Annotated in this window: 17 protein-coding genes; 15 read left to right on the top strand and 2 right to left on the bottom strand. The window is 58.5% G+C overall.

Annotation, left to right across the window (positions count from 1 at the left end; translation table 11 throughout):
- Positions 1-14: 14 nt before the first annotated feature.
- From ACZ5AC_RS07735 to ACZ5AC_RS07670, 14 genes are all read left to right on the top strand, one after another.
- On the top strand, positions 15-1,901 hold the full coding sequence (locus ACZ5AC_RS07735) for a hypothetical protein (protein WP_464250369.1): 1,887 nt from the start codon (positions 15-17) through the stop codon (positions 1,899-1,901).
- 187 nt (positions 1,902-2,088) lie between these two features.
- Positions 2,089-2,319: a helix-turn-helix transcriptional regulator gene (locus ACZ5AC_RS07730; protein WP_464250368.1), complete on the top strand. Its 231-nt coding sequence runs from the start codon at positions 2,089-2,091 to the stop codon at positions 2,317-2,319.
- Positions 2,320-2,329: 10 nt separating this feature from the next.
- Complete coding sequence (locus tag ACZ5AC_RS07725) at positions 2,330-2,662, top strand: hypothetical protein (protein ID WP_464250367.1); 333 nt, start codon at positions 2,330-2,332, stop codon at positions 2,660-2,662.
- Positions 2,647-5,130 (top strand): AAA family ATPase, encoded by a 2,484-nt coding sequence (locus ACZ5AC_RS07720; RefSeq protein ID WP_464250366.1) that lies wholly within the window; start codon positions 2,647-2,649, stop codon positions 5,128-5,130. Before ACZ5AC_RS07725 ends, ACZ5AC_RS07720 begins: the two co-directional genes overlap by 16 nt.
- A gap of 2 nt (positions 5,131-5,132) precedes the next feature.
- The gene (locus ACZ5AC_RS07715) at positions 5,133-5,726 is read left to right on the top strand and encodes a hypothetical protein (RefSeq protein ID WP_464250365.1); all 594 of its coding nucleotides are present in this window, start codon (positions 5,133-5,135) and stop codon (positions 5,724-5,726) included.
- Entirely contained in the window at positions 5,723-5,887 is a 165-nt protein-coding gene (locus tag ACZ5AC_RS07710) for a hypothetical protein (RefSeq protein ID WP_464250364.1), read from the top strand. Before ACZ5AC_RS07715 ends, ACZ5AC_RS07710 begins: the two co-directional genes overlap by 4 nt.
- 2 nt (positions 5,888-5,889) lie before the next feature.
- Positions 5,890-6,276: a hypothetical protein gene (locus ACZ5AC_RS07705; protein WP_464250363.1), complete on the top strand. Its 387-nt coding sequence runs from the start codon at positions 5,890-5,892 to the stop codon at positions 6,274-6,276.
- 283 nt (positions 6,277-6,559) lie between these two features.
- On the top strand, positions 6,560-6,919 hold the full coding sequence (locus tag ACZ5AC_RS07700; protein ID WP_464250362.1) for a P27 family phage terminase small subunit: 360 nt from the start codon (positions 6,560-6,562) through the stop codon (positions 6,917-6,919).
- 66 nt (positions 6,920-6,985) lie between these two features.
- Entirely contained in the window at positions 6,986-7,195 is a 210-nt protein-coding gene (locus tag ACZ5AC_RS07695) for a hypothetical protein (protein ID WP_464250361.1), read from the top strand.
- On the top strand, positions 7,192-7,920 hold the full coding sequence (locus ACZ5AC_RS07690) for a head maturation protease, ClpP-related (RefSeq protein ID WP_464250360.1): 729 nt from the start codon (positions 7,192-7,194) through the stop codon (positions 7,918-7,920). Before ACZ5AC_RS07695 ends, ACZ5AC_RS07690 begins: the two co-directional genes overlap by 4 nt.
- The gene (locus ACZ5AC_RS07685) at positions 7,913-10,384 is read left to right on the top strand and encodes a phage tail tape measure protein (RefSeq protein WP_464250359.1); all 2,472 of its coding nucleotides are present in this window, start codon (positions 7,913-7,915) and stop codon (positions 10,382-10,384) included. Before ACZ5AC_RS07690 ends, ACZ5AC_RS07685 begins: the two co-directional genes overlap by 8 nt.
- 223 nt (positions 10,385-10,607) lie before the next feature.
- Complete coding sequence (locus tag ACZ5AC_RS07680; RefSeq protein ID WP_464250358.1) at positions 10,608-11,876, top strand: phage major capsid protein; 1,269 nt, start codon at positions 10,608-10,610, stop codon at positions 11,874-11,876.
- Between the two features lie 366 nt (positions 11,877-12,242).
- A complete protein-coding gene (locus ACZ5AC_RS07675; RefSeq protein WP_464250357.1) occupies positions 12,243-12,737 on the top strand; it encodes a hypothetical protein in 495 nt (164 codons plus the stop codon).
- Between the two features lie 107 nt (positions 12,738-12,844).
- Positions 12,845-13,075 carry a hypothetical protein gene (locus ACZ5AC_RS07670; RefSeq protein WP_464250356.1) on the top strand — a complete coding sequence of 77 codons (231 nt, stop codon included), beginning with the start codon at positions 12,845-12,847 and terminating at the stop codon, positions 13,073-13,075.
- Between the two features lie 14 nt (positions 13,076-13,089).
- Here the strand turns inward: ACZ5AC_RS07670 and ACZ5AC_RS07665 are convergent, their stop codons facing one another.
- A complete protein-coding gene (locus ACZ5AC_RS07665) occupies positions 13,090-13,917 on the bottom strand; it encodes a plasmid recombination protein (RefSeq protein ID WP_464250355.1) in 828 nt (275 codons plus the stop codon).
- A 252-nt stretch (positions 13,918-14,169) separates the two neighbouring features.
- Here ACZ5AC_RS07665 and ACZ5AC_RS07660 point away from each other — a divergent pair, with 252 nt between their 5' ends.
- Positions 14,170-15,822 carry an SNIPE associated domain-containing protein gene (locus ACZ5AC_RS07660; protein ID WP_464250354.1) on the top strand — a complete coding sequence of 551 codons (1,653 nt, stop codon included), beginning with the start codon at positions 14,170-14,172 and terminating at the stop codon, positions 15,820-15,822.
- A 393-nt stretch (positions 15,823-16,215) separates the two neighbouring features.
- Here ACZ5AC_RS07660 and ACZ5AC_RS07655 read toward each other — a convergent pair whose 3' ends face one another.
- The gene (locus ACZ5AC_RS07655; RefSeq protein ID WP_464250353.1) at positions 16,216-17,385 is read right to left on the bottom strand and encodes a Fic family protein; all 1,170 of its coding nucleotides are present in this window, start codon (positions 17,383-17,385) and stop codon (positions 16,216-16,218) included.
- Between the last annotated feature and the right edge of the window lie 218 nt (positions 17,386-17,603).

Here is a 17,603-nt window from a genome sequence, read left to right as displayed (position 1 = left end):
AAAGGGGCAGATGTATGCAAAAATGGATCACAGGGGCCCAGATCATCAAGCGGTGGAGCGCCCTCCCCTTTGAGATCTACGGACCTATGGAGCGAGGCGAACTTGTACCGGTCAGTCCAGAGGATGGGACCCGGTTAACAAAGGAAGTTGCTCCGTGCCTATACTGCATTGGTGGTCAAGATGATGGTACGGGATGGGGGACAAAAGCATGTCGGCATTTAGGTCCCGCTGAAACTTGCTATGACAATTGGCGACCCGAGAAACGTGTGCAACGAGTTGCTGAGGCTATTTTCTCCTTCAAGGAGCTACTTGAATACGAAGAAAGATCCGGCGTTGGTCCCGGACGGCCTTCGCAGGAGGAAGAAGACCAATGGCTTTATGAGGAAAACAAATGGTTTCTTGACGAAGACGCCTTAGGGCCAGGGGAACGTTTTGAATCGCGAGTTGAAAGCCAACCACTTCAAAAGTGGTTCACTGGGGCGGAGTTGTTGCCTAGGTGGGACATGGTTATCGGAGAGCTTGTCCAACTATTGAAGGATGGAGAGATCTGCCCTGTCAATGAATTTACGCTGGAGCCACGAACAAAAGATATTGATCCATGTTTGTATTGCGAAGGTGGCGACCCAATGCCTTTCAATTCTTCCGGCGTTAGCGCGACAGACATGTATAGATCATGCAGGCTATCTATTAAGACGCTTTGTTGCGAGTGGACTGGTGCGAAACGCATCGAGCGGGTTCTAGCGGCCAAGTTTCGTGGCCAAGAGATTTTGGCATACGAGCAAACGCATGGGCTTGTATCGCAATCAATCCCAACTGGTCGTGATTCTGCCAAAATAGAACTTTTCCAATCAGGATCTGCCGGCGGCGAGTTGGAACCTAGTATTACGGGGCGAGAGCTCATCGATCGTTGGAAAGGTAGTCGCATGAACCTTTTTCGAGCTCTCCGAGACGGCGATCTAATTCCAGTTGATACAATTCCCCTGCGCGGGGAGGAATGTACCAAGCGACCCACAAAACATCTTGACCCGTGTCTGTACTGCGAAAACCCATCGTTTGGAAAGATCTGCAATCTTCACCAAAACAAGCACACATGCCATCGTAAAAATGACTCGGTTAGAATTGACCGTGTCAACATGGCTTCATTTCTCATGCGAGAGGTTTTGGAATACGAAAAGAAGGTCCTGGCCGCCGAAGCCGAACTGGATCACCCAAAAGTCTATTCAACGCCTCCCACAATCTCTGACTGTATCACCGGAGAAGCGCTCCTGGTGCGCTGGCGGGCCATGCCTTTCCGGCTGATTGAGGCTTGGAAAAATGGCCTCGGTACATTCAGGTCCGCAGATGGTGCCCGGCAGGTCCACGGCCGCTCCTGCCTAGAGTGCTGGGGTTGCGACGGCAACGGTTTTCCCAGTTGTAGTCTCAACTATGGGTACTGCAGCCGTGATGAGTGCGACGGCGGCGGATGCATTTGTGATCGGGTGGCGGCGACGGGCGGCGTGGACGTGGCCACGCTGGGGAGCAGACTGCGCGAAAGTTTTTTTAGCCTTGCGGAAGTCGAAGATTATGAACGCATGGTTGGTATCAATTCACCATGCCGGGAAGTGACTGCCGATTTATTGCCGGCCCATCCCGTCAGCCTGGAGAATAATGAAAAGCAAGAATTTCCATCCACTCATCCACAGACGGAAATGTTTGAAGAGCTGACGAAGGCGGCCCTACTCTTGGCAGGTCAGGCTCAGGCCCAAGACCGCGCGGTCACTCGCGCCGAATTACGGCAGCACTTGGTTGAGTCTACATCGTTTCGGGATCACCAAATTTCAGACAGAATTCTCAGGCAAGTATGGAACACCATGCCCGATGACTCGAAAAATAAAGGAGGAAGACCGAGAAAGACTGAATAGGTTTTTTTCTTTCAGCCGCGAAAATAAACTGAAATTATTAATAATTATAATTTAAAACCCATTAAACCTTATCGGTTAGTTTTGCTGAATAGGTTTTGGGGTTTTTTTATTTCGGTTTCTATCGTTTCAAATGGACGTTCACGGTCACTCAAGACCCGGACGTCCATTTTTTTCCACGAGGTGAACGATGAGAAACGAAACCCAAGCCGAGTACGTCCAGCCCACAGTCAATCCTGACCGCCTCCTGCGCATTAAACAAGTTCTCGAGATTTTCCCGGTCTCCAGAACCACTTGGTGGGACGGAGTCAAGACCGGCCGTTACCCCAAGGGCATCAAATTAGGTGAGCGCACAACGGCGTGGCGTGCGTCTGAGATTGATGCCCTGATTGACCGCCTGGCCGATGAGCGCCGTGCGTGAGGTGGCGACCATGACCGCACAAAAAGAAAGCCCCGGCGTGGCAGGCCGAGGCTTCAGGGACTATCGCGGGGTGATCCAAAATCCGCAAGATGACCTTGAAGCAAATTGCCTTGATTGTCAAGATATTCCTGAGCCCATCGATATGCTCAAGGAACTTTATTTTGTTCACCTCCAACGCTGGGCGGACGCGGAACGAGAGGCCCGTCAACTGGCGGCCGAGATCGTGCGCCTTGAATCCATGCTGGGCAAGGCCCTGGCGAAGTCTGACGCCGAAATGGCGGAAGCAACCCGCCTGCAGCGCCTGGCCCAGGCTCGGGGGGTGGAAGCATGGCCATCGATTTGAATCATGATCCGCACCGCGGCAGACAGGCCAAACCCAAGCAGATGGACGAGCGCCCACGGATTGAAAGCGCCCTGGCCGTGCTGGACCCGGACTGCGACCGGGATACATGGGTGCGCATCGGCCAGGCCATCCAAGACGAACTTGGCGAGGACGGCTTTTCCCTCTGGGACGAATGGAGCCGAACCGGCTCAAATTATCGTGAGGCATCGGCGCTGGAGACATGGCGCTCTTTCGGCCAGGGGCGCGGCATCACAATCGGGACTCTCTTCAAGCTGACCCGGGACGCAGGATGGAGCGACGACACACCGGCGCGGGAAATGACCCCCGAGGAAGTCGAAGCGCGGCGGCGCTCCAGGGAAGAGGCGGCCAGGAAGAACGCCGAAGAGGCCGAGCGCGTCAAAGCCCAGGCGCGGGCGTGGTCCGCGGCTATCATCACGGCGGCTCAACCGGCGCGGCCAGATCATCCTTACCTCACACGCAAGCGGGTGCGCCCTGCCCCGTCCATGCTGGAAATCGGCGCGGCCGAGCTGCAGCGCATCCTTGGCTATCAACCAAACGCCGCCGGCGAACCCCTGACCGGGCGCGTGCTGGTCATCCCCCTGGAACGCTTCGGAGAGTCCGGACCCTGCACCGTGGAAATGGTAGACGAGTCCGGGCGCAAGGCGGCGCTTGCCGGGCCAGGGACAAAGACGGGCGCCCACGGGTGCCTCAGTGCCCCGCAACAAGCCCCGGACACGGTGCTGGTAGGCGAAGGCGCTGCTACGGTGCTCAGTGCGCTGGAGTCCCTTGTCGGTCGCAACGTCGCCGGCTTCATGACCTCATGCAACACGAACATGCCGAAGGTGGCCCAGGCCATCCGGGCGAAGTATCCGGCGGCGCAAATCGTCCTACTGGCAGATCTGAAGAAAGACACGGGCGAACCGGACCCGAAGGCCATGGAGGCCGCCCAGGCCTGCAGCGGGCTCTTGGCCGTGCCGAACTTCGGGCCGGGGTGGACGGCGGCCGCGGGCACCGACTTCAACGACCTGGCCATTGCCCGCGGCATCGGGGCGGTCAAAGCCTGCATCGAGTCGGCCCGGGCAGCACAGGCGGCAAGCATCTGGGACAGCCCGGCGGACATCGCGGCCATGCTGGTGACGAAGCCCGAGCCCATGAAGTGGCTCTTCACTGAGCGCGTGCCCTTTGGCCGGGGCGGCGGCCTTGCGGCGCTTGGCGGCACCGGCAAGACAACCTTGCTCAAGGCCCTGGCCGTCGGTTGCATCACGGGCCGCCTGCCCATGGACGGCTGGGAGGTTGAGCGCACCGGCAAGGTGGTGCTGGTCCTGACCGAGGACACGCACGCGGAGTTCCACGAGGATCTGCACCGGCTCTGCTACGGCATGACCACACGCGAGCGAGAGCTGATAGCCAAGAACCTGATCGTCTACCCCCTGGCCGGCAAAGACACGCGGCTTTTGACCAAGAGCCCCCGGGGCGTTGTCGAGAAGTCCCCCCTCTATCAATCCCTCATTGCAAAAATTCAGGCCATTGGAGGCGTCGTGCTGGTCGGGCTGGACCCTGCTCTGGGGCTGACAGAGGGCGACGAATTGAACCAGGCGGACCAGCGGGCACTTGGCCGGGCGGTTGACGATCTGGGCGTGACCGTCGGCGCAACCTGCATCCTGCTCGCCCATTCCACAAAGGCGCTCTCGAACGCCAAAGAACTGGGCAGTCACAGTTCCCGAGGCGGCGGCGCCCTCACGGACGCCCTGCGCTTCGAGATAACCATGCGCGGCATGACCGCCGAGGAAGCGACCGCCCACGGCATCGAGGATCTGGAAGAACGCCTGCACCTTGTCCAAGTCGCCATCACCAAAGGAAACCGAGTTCCGCCGGCGGCAAAAGTTCCGGTCTGGCTCCGGTACGACTCGGGCACGCTCGTTTCCGCCGGCCTGGTGGAGCCAGAGAAGAGGCCCAAGGCGGACGGCGGCAAACTCCCCAAGAGCGCTGCCCTTGTCTTCGAGGCCATCAAAGAGGCCACCATGGAACACGGGCAGATCGACGACGCCACAGGACGCCCCTACGTCGCCTTGGACGACCTCAGGACCACGCACAAGGATCTGTACACGCAGCGCAACCCGGCAAGAACAGACCGCGCCGAACGCATGGCGCTTCAAGATGGATCTGCAAGGCTGATCGAACTGGGCATGATCAAATCGGACGGACTGATCGTCTCCTTCGCCGGACCAGGCGCGGAAGTTCACTTTGCCAACGTCACGGCAGCCATCACCGAAAGACAGGGGCGGAAGTTCGGAAGCGAACGGAAGTTTTCGGAAGTTTCTTCCGCCCAAGACGGAAGTGAAACAGCGGAAGGAAGCGGAAGTGTCCCCTTATATAAGGGGACCTTCCTTCCGCAAACTTCCGGGGGTGATTTGCTCTTGAAGAAAGAAAAATCGGCTGAACCGAAGCGCGTGGAAATGGAGGTGTGATCATGGACCATGTTGAAGAGATCATTCGTCAGGCTGAAGAGCGTGGCGTTCAGATCCGCCTTGCCTCTCCCGACAAGGTGCGACTGATCGGGACGCCTGAAGTCGTGGAAGAGTTCAGGCCCATCGTCCTGGAGCACAAGCCCCAGATCCTCGAACGACTTCGGAAAGACCCCTGGAGCTGGCACGTTGCGCCGATGGATGCAGACCGCGAAGCCGTCGAACAATGGGCAGCCGTCGAGTATTTGCGCGAGATCCTGACTTTTGAGGGCTGGACCCTGGCCAGGGCTGGAAAGTGGCTTGTCGTGGTGGCTGAACCGTTCTTCACGCCGCAAAAGCTGAAGCGCCTGAACTTGGCCATTGCCGGCGTCCGTGACTGCTGGCCGACGCTGGCGCCAAAGGTTGAGTATTTCCCGGAGCTGACCCCGGACCAGGCAAGGGGCCTGCTGGAGCGCGTCGAGAAATGCCACGGCAAAGAGGGCTTCAGGGTCATGGGCTGGCATGGACTGGAGATCCCGAGAACTTGGCCCGCGGCAATCTGGTCCGGGCTTTACACGGCATACGCTCAAAGCCTGCAGACCGTGGGGCTTCCGCAATGACCGCGCCGACCCTCCCCGAGCGTGTCCAGACGCTCGAAGATGAAGTGCAGGCCCTGGACTCCCGGCTGGACTCCCGGACGCGGACGTTGTGGCAGGCAATCCAGAAGATCCAGGCTGAGCTGGAACAACTCAAAGCAGCGCAGCAGCGCAGGGAGAAATAGGCATGGCGTCAATCTGGATCAGTAGACCGGACCTCGAAGACCTCATCGGTGTGGACGCGACACAGAAGCTCTTGACCGCCTTCCCTGGCCGAAGCGTCTACGTCGCCCGCAGGCTCGACAAGTTCACGCATATCATCGGCCACGTGGCCGCAGAGATCCTTCAAGCCGAGTTCGTCGGGTGCGAACTCATGTTGCCGAGCGCGGCGGCCAAACCAACGACATTGAAGGCCCGGATCATCGAACGGCTCGAACAGGGCCAGACCTACGGCGAGATCGTGGCCGAACTCAGATGCACCTACAGGCATATTTGTGGAGTCGCAGCGGACGCAAAGCTGAACCCCAAGGAACGAGCACGAAAGGCCCGCAGAGAGGCCGAGCGCGAAGCATGACCCAACGGCCACGGCTGCGGCCAGGGCCCAGGACGTGGCGCGTCAGGATGCAGGGCGGGCACCGTGGTGCGGCCCGGGGGGCATCAAAAGTTCACGGCTTCGCCCCGCAGACCGTCGTAGGCTCTCTTTTTTTCGTGCGTGCAAAATTGGGGGGTAAAAGTCCCTCATGGAGGAAGATATGTCGAAAGGAAGAAAAAAACTGCCCGATCAGTTGAAACTCATCAAGGGAACGCTCCAAAAGTGCCGGGCTTCGGGCGCGACCGGTGGCCAGGATGAAACGCCGATGACCGCGCCGGAAGGTCTGTCCGAGGCAGCCCGCGTTCACTTCGCGGCGCTCAAGGAAAGCGTTGCGCAGCTCGGTCTGGACTCTGCGACGTTTACCGGGACCCTGGCCCTGGCCGCCATGCGCCTGGAGGAAATAGACCAGTGTGATCTGCTCATCACCGAGCATGGCCGGATCATCGAGACAACCACGGAGGCCGGCAGCCTGCTCCTACGCGCCAACCCCGCCGTGGCCATGCGCGACAGCGCAATGCGGCACCTGCAAAGCCTCCTGGCAGAGTTCGGCCTGACTCCAACGTCGGCGGCCCGCATCGGCGCAAAGAAACCCGCCTCGACTCCCAAGGGATTCGGCGGCCTGTGACCGTGAACGAGTTCGAGGGGGAAATTTGTCTGAAATGTCTCCAATGTCCGAAGCATGGAGGCCGAAATGGAAAAAAGACACACAATCAGAATGACCGAAGCCACGGCCAGGCGCTTGAAGGTCATGGCGGCCCAAGTAGGCAAGCCGCAGGGTAAGTTGCTCGAAGCTCTCCTGCTCATGGTCGCAGACGGCCGCTTGAGTGACGAGGATATGGCCAAAGCCCTGACGGAAAACTTCATGCGCGGCTACACACTTCCGCAAGGCGGAGTCCCATGACCGCCACACACATTAGCGCACGCGAACTGCTGGCCCGGTCCGAGTCCGACGCCCGGGAGCGAGTCAGGAGCGGCAAGCCGGCCCTCGTATCTCCTCCCCCTTTCTTCGATTCTGCCAAGGACGAGGCCACGGTCTACGTCTACGACGCCATCGGCGGATGGTTCGGTATCGACCCCAAGGTTTGGGTACCAGAGTTTTCCGGCATCCTGGCCAGTACGATCCACATCCGCATCAATTCGCCTGGCGGGGCAATATTCGACGCCGAAGCTATGCGCACTGCTGTCAAGCAACACAAGGCCAAGGTCATCGCGCATGTCGATGGTTACGCTGCCAGTGCCGCCACGTGCGTCGCTATTGCTGCTGACGAAGTGGAAATCTCAGAGGGGGCCTGGTGGATGATCCACGATGCGTGGGGAGCCCTGTCCGGTGAGGCCAAGGACATGCGCGCTTACGCTGACATGCTCGAAAAAGCTAATGAATCCCTGGTCACATCCTACTGCAAGAAGACCGGAAAAAGCGAAAAGCAGATTCGCGACTGGATGGCCTCAGAAACGTGGTTCACGGCGCCCGAGGCCCTGGCGCATCGATTCGTGGATCGAATTTTCAAGATCGACGTCGATGGTCAGTCAAAAGTGTCCGCGCAAGCCTCGGTAAGGACAGACGTCAACATGACCCAGCGCGCACGAGTCCTGATGCTGGCCGGACTGGGAGGTTTTCATGGCTAAAATTTCCGGCATCTACGTTGAAATCAAGGGCGACGCCACGCAGCTCAAGAAGGAGCTGCGAGAGGCGAAAGATCTTGTCACTCAGCAGGCGCAGGGCATGTCCAATGCCCTGAACAACGCCCTCTCGCCTGCACAGCTCAAGCAGTCCATCAACGGCCTCACGCGCGACCTGAGTACCCTTGCCAACGCCTCCAAGCTGACCGGCAAGGAGTTCAGCGCCATCGGCGTGGACTTGGGGCATCTGCGCAGGCTGACGGGCCTGTCCGAGACCGAGTTTTCCAAGCTCCAGTCACGCATGGTGCAAACTTCGGCCGCCAACGCGCAGGAACAGGCCCTGCGCCGCATTGCTAGCGCGGCCGGGTTGAGTTCCACTGAAGTGCGGCGACTAGGGCAGCAAATGGGCATGAGCGCGGCCAGCATCGCCAGCGTGGCCGGAGCTAGCCACCAGGCCGCTAGCGGCCTGAACGCGCTCAGCGTGGCTGGCGGCATGATCGTTGCCCGGGTTGCGGCCGAACTGGTTATGCTTCCAAAAGCAGTTCTCGACGCTGGAATTGCACTGGATAGCCTGCAGCGCTCGTTCGTGGCCATCGCGGGCAGCGAGTACGGTGCCGCCGACTTCATCGAGTACCTGCGCGGAGAGTCGGATCGCCTGGGTCAGAGCTTCTACGACCTGGCCCCGGCCTTCAAGTCGATCTCGGCCGCAGCCCGCGGCACAGCGCTCGAAGGCGAACCGGTGCGCAAGGTGTTTTCCGCTATCTCCGAGGCCAGTACAGCCTTGGGTATGTCCACAGCCGACACCGAAGGCGCCTTGCGCGCCCTCGGGCAGATGATCAGCAAGGGCAACGTGCAGGCAGAAGAGCTCCGCGGCCAACTTGGTGAGCGCCTCCCCGGTGCTTTCTCGCTGGCGGCCCGGGCCATGGGCGTGACCACGGCGCAACTCAACAAGATGCTCAAGGACGGTGAGGTGTTGGCCACGGATCTGCTCCCCAAACTGGCAGACGAGATCCACAAAGCCTACGGCGCCGCAGCCGAGACCGCAGCGCTTGAGAGCGGTCAGGCGGCGGTCAATCGCCTGTCTGGGGCGTGGTCGGACTTCAAGGCGAACCTCTATTACAGCGAGCCGGCCGTTGCCGGCATCAACGCGATAACTGCGGCCCTGAAGGAGATGACCGACGAGGCCAACTCTCTTTCGCGGATTCGAAAGGATATGTTCTGGATCGGTGAAACCATGTCGAGTCCGCGCTTCCTCTCGGCAGACCGAGAAGAGCGCTTGAAAATGCTGAATCTGGCCGGAGAGAGCACCTACCGCGGCAAGGTCAACCGTGCCGACGTGCGGACCGCATCAGCACCCATTGCCCCAGATTTACCGGCAGTCTCTAGCGTGGCCGGCTCCAGCTCCGCGGCCCGCGAAGCCGAGCAGAAGGCCCGCGCCTATCAGAAGATGCTGGTGGACGGGCGCAAGGCAGCCGAGGCCATCGACGCATGGGGCAACGCCTACGACGAACGCCGCATCAAGGCCATTGCGGACAGTGTGGCGTCCAGGGAACAGGCTTTGACCAAGGATCTGCAGCTGCAGACCGAGTTCGCCGACAAATTCAAGGCCGTGGTGCTCGGAGAGACGGAGTTCAAGCTGTCCCAGATCGACGCCCAGGCGGCGGCCTACATCAAGGCAGGCTCCGATGAAGTGGCGGTTGCTCAATGGGTATCCGCCGAAAAGCTCAAGTTCTCCAGGGACTGGCAAGACGGAGCAACGCGCGCCATGCAGGCATATTTAGACAGCGCCACGGATTACGCCCGGAACGTCGAAGAGGTTATGGGCATGGCCTTCCAAGGGATGGAAGATGCCGTGGTGCAGTTCGTCAAAACCGGCAAGCTCGAGTTCGCGGACCTCGTGACGAGCATCAATGCTGAAATCGCCCGCCTGGCGTTCCGGGGCATGGCGGCCGAATCGTATGATTGGCTTGGCGGTCTGCTCAAGGCGGGCATGTCCATGGCGGGATCGTATTTCACCGGAGGCGCATCGGTGGCGGCCGGATCTGCGAGTTCCGGCTTCAACTACGCTGGCGAGCTCTCGCGGTTCATGTCCGTGAACGCCAAGGGCAACGTCTTCGAAAGCGCGGGGCTTCACGCCTACGCGAACAGCATCGTGTCTCAGCCGACCATCTTTGCGTTCGCCCGCGGCGCCGGCCTCATGGGCGAGGCTGGCCCTGAAGCGATTATGCCCTTACGGCGCGGTCCGGACGGGGTGCTGGGGGTCAGGTCGGCCTCTGGAGGTGACGACGAGACCAAGGCATTGCTCCGCGAACTCATCGCCGTGGGAAGGGCGCAGAAGGCGCAAAAGAACGTCTTCGCCTTCGACAAACGGACCGTGGCAAACGAGTTGTCCGGCCCTGAGGGCGAACAGGTGACCCTGTCCCATGTCAGGCGCAACGCCAGCGCAATCAGGCGAATTCTGGGAATGTAATGAGCCGAGAAAAGCACAATATGAATAGCCTTTCCCCCAAGACTGTCGAACTTGCGCAGAAGCTGGAAGAGCTCAAGGAGCGTTTCCCCGAAGTGTTTCGGCACATCGTCGGCTTGATCCAGACTCTGTTGAAGTAACCTTTCTGGCCCGGGCCCAGGCCCCGCCCATCACATCTTTTCCGCCCGCTCTTCGTGACCCGGCGCCCCAACGAGGAGTATTTCGAATGAGCCTTCACAACATGCAGAACCTGCGTGCACAGCGGTCCGAAAAGCTCAAGGCCGCTCGTGCGTTGATGCAAAAGCCGAAGCTGACCGGCAGCGAAGAAGTCCAGTTCAACGCCCTGGTCAATGAGATCGACGGCATCAACGATCAACTTGAACGAAGCGGGATGGTTCGCGCGCTGGGTGCCGACACAATGAATATTTCCATCGGCCATCAGCCTGCCGTGTACGAGAACTTAGGCGAGCAGCTTCTTGACGTCGTGGCGATGGCCACCGGCGCAGCCACTCCCGCCAAGAGCGCGGCGGCTGAGCGCTATCAGAAGATCGTGAACGCGGCCTCGGGTGGCTCCACCGGTATCGACACCGACGGCGGCTATCTGGTCGAGGCCGACAAGGCGCGCACCATCATGACCAGCGCCATCGAAACCGGCGTGCTGGCCTCCCGCTGCACCCAGCAGCCGATTGGGAAGAACGCAGACGCATACGTCTACATCGCTGCCGATGACCGCGACAGATCCGACGGTAAGATCAACGGTGTCCAAGTCTATCGAAAGCGCGAAGCCGACACGATGAGTGCTGGTGGGAAGGCCACGCTCAAGGAACGCGAGCTGCGCGTAGAGGATATGTTCGGGCTCGTGTACGTAACCGCCCGCATGCTCCGCGACGCCGTTTCCATGGCTGAGTATGTCCGGCGCAATCTGCGCGAACAACTCGCGTTCAAACTTGATTACGAAATCTGGCAGGGCTCCGGCGTCGGTGAATGTCTCGGCATCACCAACTCCGATTTGCCCGTGACCGTCTCCAAAGAATCTGCCCAGACCGCCGGCACAATCGTGGCTGAGAACGTGACGAAGATGCTGGCTAGGTTCAAGGGTGACGTCAATCAGGCCGCATGGTTCGTGAACCAGGACTGCTTGCCCCAGCTTCCGCTCATGAAGGTCGGCGACGCTCCCATTTTCGTGCCCGGTGGATCTTTCGCGAATGCTCCCTTTGGGACGCTGTTCGGTCGTCCCATCGTACCCATCGAGTTCTGTGAAACGGTGGGCGACAAGTGGGACATCGTCCTGGGCGACTTCAGCCAGTACCTGCTGATCCGCAAGGGCGGCGTGGAAGAGGCCGAGTCGATGCACGTGAAATTTTTGACCGATGAAATGGCCTTCCGGTTCATCGCCAGGAATAATGGGCAACCGATTCACGACACGCCCATTATTCCCTTGAAGGGTTCGAACACGCTGAGTCCGTTCGTGACGCTGGAAGCCCGCGGCGAGTAGTCGGGTTGACATATATTTGCGCTGGTCCCCGCAGCCTGGCGCGACCATGGGTTACCTCGTCAAACCTTAACTGTGAGGAGCTTGGAGCGAATCGCAGGGTTTGGGCCCGTCTCAGAGGAGAGCCCCCCGGGGCGGGTTTTTTTCTTTCGGCCACGGCGAAGTGACGCGCACGGGCCAGGCCGGGCTTCACAGTGAGGCCCGGTTACTTTTTTAGTTGCCTCCCACGAAAGACCAGACGCGGGGGGGGGAGTCCCGCTTCCGTTGTGGAGGCGGGACTTTTCGTTTGCACTTGGCTGTATGACAACATTTCTTGCTGACCGTCACAAAAAAGAATGGTAGGCGGCCTGAAAAAAATGAGAGGAGCCTATGCAAAAAACGCTTCTGTTGTTGGCCATCATTTCTGCTTTGACTGCAGGGTGCTTCAACCTGGCCACCCCGCCTTCCCAAATTTCCGGTGCCTACACTTCGGAGGTGAGATACCAGAATTACACGTGTGAGCAGCTTTCTGCAGAACTGAGCTCACTGGCTCGACGCGAGAATCAGCTTGTGGTGGCGCAAGAGCAGAGACGCCAGACAAGCATGATCCAAGCGTTTTGGATCGGCTATGGAAACGGGGATGGTATCGAAGCGGCAGAACTGGCCAACGTCCGCGGCGAGAAAGAGGCCGTCCGAAAAGCTATCGACATGAAGGGGTGCGGAACACAAAGAACCGTTGCTTCCAGAAAGAGCCCCGCTCAAGCTACTGGCCCGCTTCGCCCGGAGATCAAAAGAGATTTGGAGACCATCGAACAATGGCGCGCTGCTGGTATCCTCACAGAGAAGGAAGCCGAAGATTTGAGACAGCAAGCGTTGCACCCGTAAGTCCCCACGCCCGCGGCTGATAGGTCAGGGCATCACTCACATGCCACCAGAATGCCCAAAGTGAGGAAAACGGTTCACATATAAGACCAAATGAACGGAGGCCCCGCATGATCCCGGCCTGCATCACCATCCTCATCGTTCTCGCCCTATTTTCCGGCCTTCAGGGCTTCCTGACGCTGGCCCAGGCGCAGTCTTCAATGCACCAAATCTACGGCGCAGCGTGGTGGACTGTGTTCGCCGTTTCAGTTGGTGGAATCGGCACCATGTACGCCGTCTGGAGCCTGACCGACTACTTCAAGCAGATCCGAAGGCCACCAGACAAAAAGGCTGCTGAATAGCCAGGAAATGCCGATCATTGCCTTGGCTTAGCCAGGCCAGGCCTTGGGCCGGCCTCAGACTGTTCCAGGCGCGCCTTAATCCCTTCTTCAGACGCGAAGACCTCTTGGGCGATTCCAAGGTCCTCAAGGATCTTCTTGCGCTCCATCTGGAGCCTCAGAACCTCCTGATAGAGCCAGTCCCGTTCTTGCGCGAGCGCCGCCTTCTGGGCTTCCAACTCCGCAATTTGACGGGGCAACTCCTTGTGCATCTGCTCCACGTTCATCTTGTTTGTCTTCCGCCACGATTCGCCGTCAGCAATCCTCTGCTTCTTGGACTTCCCCCGGGTGATGCCGAGGTCACTCCACGCCATGGCTGCCACGTCCTGGCGCCGCCTGCAGTCGCGTGGCCCAATTCGAAGCATGCGGCCGTCGTCACCTGCCGCGAGGATCTGGAAGTGGACGTGGAGGGCGTACTCGTCTCTGTGGATCGTGAGGCCGATCAGGCGGGCCCTGTGCAGGTTGCAGACGTCACTGATGGATTGCAGGATTCTGCGCAGCTGCTCCTGCTCATCCAGGGCGTGGACGATCTTCTGGGCTTGGTGAGAGAAGGAGAGGATGCCGTCAAAAATGAGGTTGTTCCGGGCCGGGCTGAACCGTTGCCTGGCGCGGGCTTCGGCCTTGACCCGATTCATCAGGTTCAGGGCCTCCTTGGCCGTTGGCGTGGGGATCACCACTGTATTGCGGCAGATTCTGGCCGGGTCGATGTTCCGCGGCATCTTCTTCTGCTCGCGCATGTCGTGGCCTTTTCTCTTCTTGCACTCGTGGAACTTCAGGGCGTGCATGCTGCAGGAAATGGTTTTCATGACAAGATCCTCCAATCTTTCACCTTATGTCGAACTGGAGATTCACCGTCAAGAAAAAACCACCTGTGACGGAACATGGAGGGAGACGACGAGCGGGCAGGGCAGGTGAGTTGCATCTACCTACAATACAAGTCGAGTCCGCGGGCTGCCCGAGGCCTCTTAATTTTCAAGCCATGTATGACAATATTTGTTGCTGACCGATAGCTGAAAGCGTGATAAGTCGCCCCAAAATTGGATGCTCTGGAGGGTGGCATGGATCTGAGTGCGGTAGGGCTTGTTTTCGTTCTGGGAGCGTTATTGGTGGCAGGCGTCTTTCTAGTCCTTTGGGTTGTGGCTACAAAAAGACAACGAGGTCTCCGCGCGGAGAATCACGATCTGGCGACTCGATGTGGCGAAAGGGAGCACAGAGTTTCTGTCCTCGAAGAGGAGCTTCATAGTGTCCAGACCGCACTCGCGAATGCCGATGCCCGACTTGAGCGTTATAAGCCATTGATAGACGCTGAAGACAAAGCCAACGAAATCATGACGAATGCGCAAAACGCGATGACCCAGGCAAAGATGCTACTGGATCAAGCTCAAAACAAGGCCGCCGAGACGTTGCGTGAAGCGGAGACTAAGGCACATAATACCATGCAAGAGGCCCTGAAGCATTCCAATGCGCAAATTCAGCAGGCCCGAAGAGATGCCGAATATCTGGTCAGCAAAGCAAAGGCGCAAGCGCAGGAAATAGCTGCCGACGCCCTCACTGCACGTGATAAAGCAAGTGAATACCAAGAAATTGCCAACGCACTAAAAAACGTCATCGATGGCTATGGTGACGAGTACATTGTTCCATCTCGCAGTATTTTGGACGACCTTGCTGAAGAGTTCGGCTTTACGGACGCTGGTGAAAAATTGAAGCAGGCCAGGACGACGAGCAAGGCCATGATCAAAGAGGGCCGCGCAGCCACGTGCGATTATGTAGAAGACATCAGGCGGAAGACGGCGATCGCCTTTGTCATCGACGCGTTCAACGGCAAGGTGGACACGGTCCTGGCCAAAACCAAGGCTGACAATGTCGGCAAACTGCGCCAAGAGATACTCGATTCTTTTGCCTTGGTGAATAAGAACGGCAGGGCCTTCAGGAACGCTCGAATCACCGAACAGTTCCGGGACGCCAGGCTCGAAGAGCTTCGGTGGGGCGCAATTCTTGTCGAACTCAAGGAGCTGGAACGGGAAGAGCAGCGGGCCATCAGGGAACGGATCAGGGAGGAGGAGCGAGCCCGGCGCGAATACGAAAAAGCCATCCGGGACGCCGCGAAGGATGAGGCCAAGATCCAGGCCGCACTTGAAAAGGCCAGGGCGGAAATGGCGCAGGCTTCGGAGAGCCAAAAGGCCAAATACGAGCAACAGCTGGCCGACCTCATGGAAAAACTTCAAGAAGCCGAGGCCCGGGCTCAGCGCGCTCTTTCCATGGCACAACAGACGCGTTCCGGGCACGTCTATGTGATTTCGAATGTTGGCTCATTCGGCGGGGACGTGTTCAAGATCGGCCTGACAAGGCGCCTTGAGCCCCTGGACCGCGTGCGAGAGCTCGGGGATGCCTCGGTGCCGTTCCCCTTCGACATTCACGCCATGATCTTCAGCGAGGATGCCCCATCATTGGAAACGGCACTGCATAAGAAATTCAACGAACTCCGAGTGAACAAAGTGAACTCGCGGAAAGAGTTTTTTCGCCTGGGTTTGACTGAGATTCGGGATGCCATCAGCGAACTAGGCATTACTGCTCATTTCACACTGTTGGCTCGGGCTGCAGAGTATCGGGAGACCTTGGCCATGGAGAGGCTTCCACATGAGGAATTTGAAATGAGGCTGCAGGCCCTGATGAACGAAGAACTCGAAGAGGAAATGCTGGAAGAAAATTGATCATCCCCGGCGAACCCGGAGCTTGAGCGGCTGCGCATGCGGACTGGACCCTTCATGCGTTGAAAGCGTCAGAGAGAAATAATAGGGGAGGGAGGACCGGATTCGTGTCTCAAAGCGGGATTCTCATTCATCGGTTTTTTCGATTTTCTGGCGAAAATTTCCTGATTCATGATTTATTTCAAAAATCTGCATTTTTTGTATATTTTGCATACATGTGCCTGCTTGTTTTGAGTGAAAGATTTTTTATTGCAGTATGTTAATGTTCTATTCGAGTCTCGCCTCCGTACCAGGAATGACAAGGGTCCGCGAATGAAACAGTTCGCGGACCCTTTTTCATTGTCACCTCGAAAGTCACCTTTCTCCAAATTCCTCGAGGTGTCGATCACCGTTCAATCATCGTCCTGGCGGTTCCGTTCCGCTATTCATAATCTCAATATAGGCGGCATAGCTGAACAATCGGTTGCGCTTCCTGGCGGTCAACTCCTTGACGATGCCGAGTTGTTCCAGGTGGGCGAGGGACTTGTTGACGGTTGCCGGGGTGAGGCCGGTCTTCTCTGCCAACGAGCCGGAAGTGGCGATAGGGTGCTCCAACAGAGCCCGGTGAATGTGCAGGGTGGACGCTGCCGCCCGGCCAAGCCCGCTGATTTTGTCGCGGTCAAGGTTCGAGAGTGCGATGAGCTGCCGGGCCGTTTCCACCGCCTGACCGGCGGTGACGATGACGGCCTCGGCGAAGAAGTCGAGCCAGGCTTCCCAGTCTCCTGTCAGTCGAACATTGTTGAGCAGTTCATAGTAGTACTGGCGGTGGGTTTTGAAGTAGAGGCTGAGGTAGAGCATCGGCTCTCGCAGCACCTTCTGGTCGTAAAGGAGCAGGGTGATCAGCAGCCTGCCCAGGCGGCCATTGCCGTCGAGAAACGGGTGGATGGTCTCGAACTGCACATGAGCCAACGCCGCCTTGAGCAACACCGGGGTCGGCTCGGGCTGGTCGTGGAGGAAACGTTCGAGATTGCTCATGCACTCGAGTACGTGCTCGGCGGGAGGAGGGACAAAGGCAGCATTGCCTGGCCGGGTGCCGCCGATCCAGTTTTGGCTGCGTCGGAATTCGCCCGGCGTCAGGCCGCTGCCTCGCCCCTTGTTGAGAAGCACCCCGTGAATCTCTCGGAACAGCCGCAGCGACAAAGGCAGCCCACCATCCAGGAGGCGCCGGCCGTGATCAAGAGCCGCGACGTAGTTGCTGACTTCCCGCACGTCATCCAGCGGCACCCCGGGTTCCTGGTCCAATTCGTAGAGCAGCAGGTCCGACAGTGAGGACTGCGTACCCTCGATCATGGATGAGAGCACTGCTTCTTTTCGGACGTACATGTACAGGAAGAGCGAGGTGTCCGGGAGCAAGGTCGAAACGCTGTCCAGTCTCCCAAGCGCCAGGAGCGCCAGGTCGAATTTGTTCCGCAACTCTGGTGTCCAGTCGATGGGCGGACGCGGAGGCAACGGGGCGGGAACAAAGGCTTGAGCTTTCTCGCCCACCGTCGAAATGATCACGTATCTGCCTTGGAGTTCTCGTTTCATCCTGCCTTCCGCGAATCTAAAATAAGTCGTGTTGTTATTTTACGATGCTGGCATTTTCTAAATTAATCGAGCGGGGACGAGAAATCAATCGGATTTCTAAAACAGGATGATTTATCAAGATGAGTGCCAAAACGTGTTCACATGAAATCGCGCATTAGAATAGGGCCATCCATGTCACCTTTTTTCTTGAAACAGAGCATTTCTCAAGCGATCGCATG

The sequence above is a fragment of the Desulfomicrobium aestuarii genome (assembly GCF_055385525.1).
This window is presented reverse-complemented; position numbering and strand designations above follow the sequence as displayed.

Coding starts and splice junctions, on each gene's coding strand:
- ACZ5AC_RS07700 (WP_464250362.1), top strand. CDS start 6,560: ATGACCGCGCCGGAAGGTCTGTCCGAGGCAGCCCGCGTTCACTTCGCG.
- ACZ5AC_RS07670 (WP_464250356.1), top strand. CDS start 12,845: ATGATCCCGGCCTGCATCACCATCCTCATCGTTCTCGCCCTATTTTCC.
- ACZ5AC_RS07690 (WP_464250360.1), top strand. CDS start 7,192: ATGACCGCCACACACATTAGCGCACGCGAACTGCTGGCCCGGTCCGAG.
- ACZ5AC_RS07720 (WP_464250366.1), top strand. CDS start 2,647: ATGGCCATCGATTTGAATCATGATCCGCACCGCGGCAGACAGGCCAAA.
- ACZ5AC_RS07685 (WP_464250359.1), top strand. CDS start 7,913: ATGGCTAAAATTTCCGGCATCTACGTTGAAATCAAGGGCGACGCCACG.
- ACZ5AC_RS07730 (WP_464250368.1), top strand. CDS start 2,089: ATGAGAAACGAAACCCAAGCCGAGTACGTCCAGCCCACAGTCAATCCT.
- ACZ5AC_RS07705 (WP_464250363.1), top strand. CDS start 5,890: ATGGCGTCAATCTGGATCAGTAGACCGGACCTCGAAGACCTCATCGGT.
- ACZ5AC_RS07725 (WP_464250367.1), top strand. CDS start 2,330: ATGACCGCACAAAAAGAAAGCCCCGGCGTGGCAGGCCGAGGCTTCAGG.
- ACZ5AC_RS07710 (WP_464250364.1), top strand. CDS start 5,723: ATGACCGCGCCGACCCTCCCCGAGCGTGTCCAGACGCTCGAAGATGAA.
- ACZ5AC_RS07735 (WP_464250369.1), top strand. CDS start 15: ATGCAAAAATGGATCACAGGGGCCCAGATCATCAAGCGGTGGAGCGCC.
- ACZ5AC_RS07675 (WP_464250357.1), top strand. CDS start 12,243: ATGCAAAAAACGCTTCTGTTGTTGGCCATCATTTCTGCTTTGACTGCA.
- ACZ5AC_RS07695 (WP_464250361.1), top strand. CDS start 6,986: ATGGAAAAAAGACACACAATCAGAATGACCGAAGCCACGGCCAGGCGC.
- ACZ5AC_RS07680 (WP_464250358.1), top strand. CDS start 10,608: ATGAGCCTTCACAACATGCAGAACCTGCGTGCACAGCGGTCCGAAAAG.
- ACZ5AC_RS07655 (WP_464250353.1), bottom strand. CDS start 17,385: ATGAAACGAGAACTCCAAGGCAGATACGTGATCATTTCGACGGTGGGC.
- ACZ5AC_RS07665 (WP_464250355.1), bottom strand. CDS start 13,917: ATGAAAACCATTTCCTGCAGCATGCACGCCCTGAAGTTCCACGAGTGC.
- ACZ5AC_RS07715 (WP_464250365.1), top strand. CDS start 5,133: ATGGACCATGTTGAAGAGATCATTCGTCAGGCTGAAGAGCGTGGCGTT.
- ACZ5AC_RS07660 (WP_464250354.1), top strand. CDS start 14,170: ATGGATCTGAGTGCGGTAGGGCTTGTTTTCGTTCTGGGAGCGTTATTG.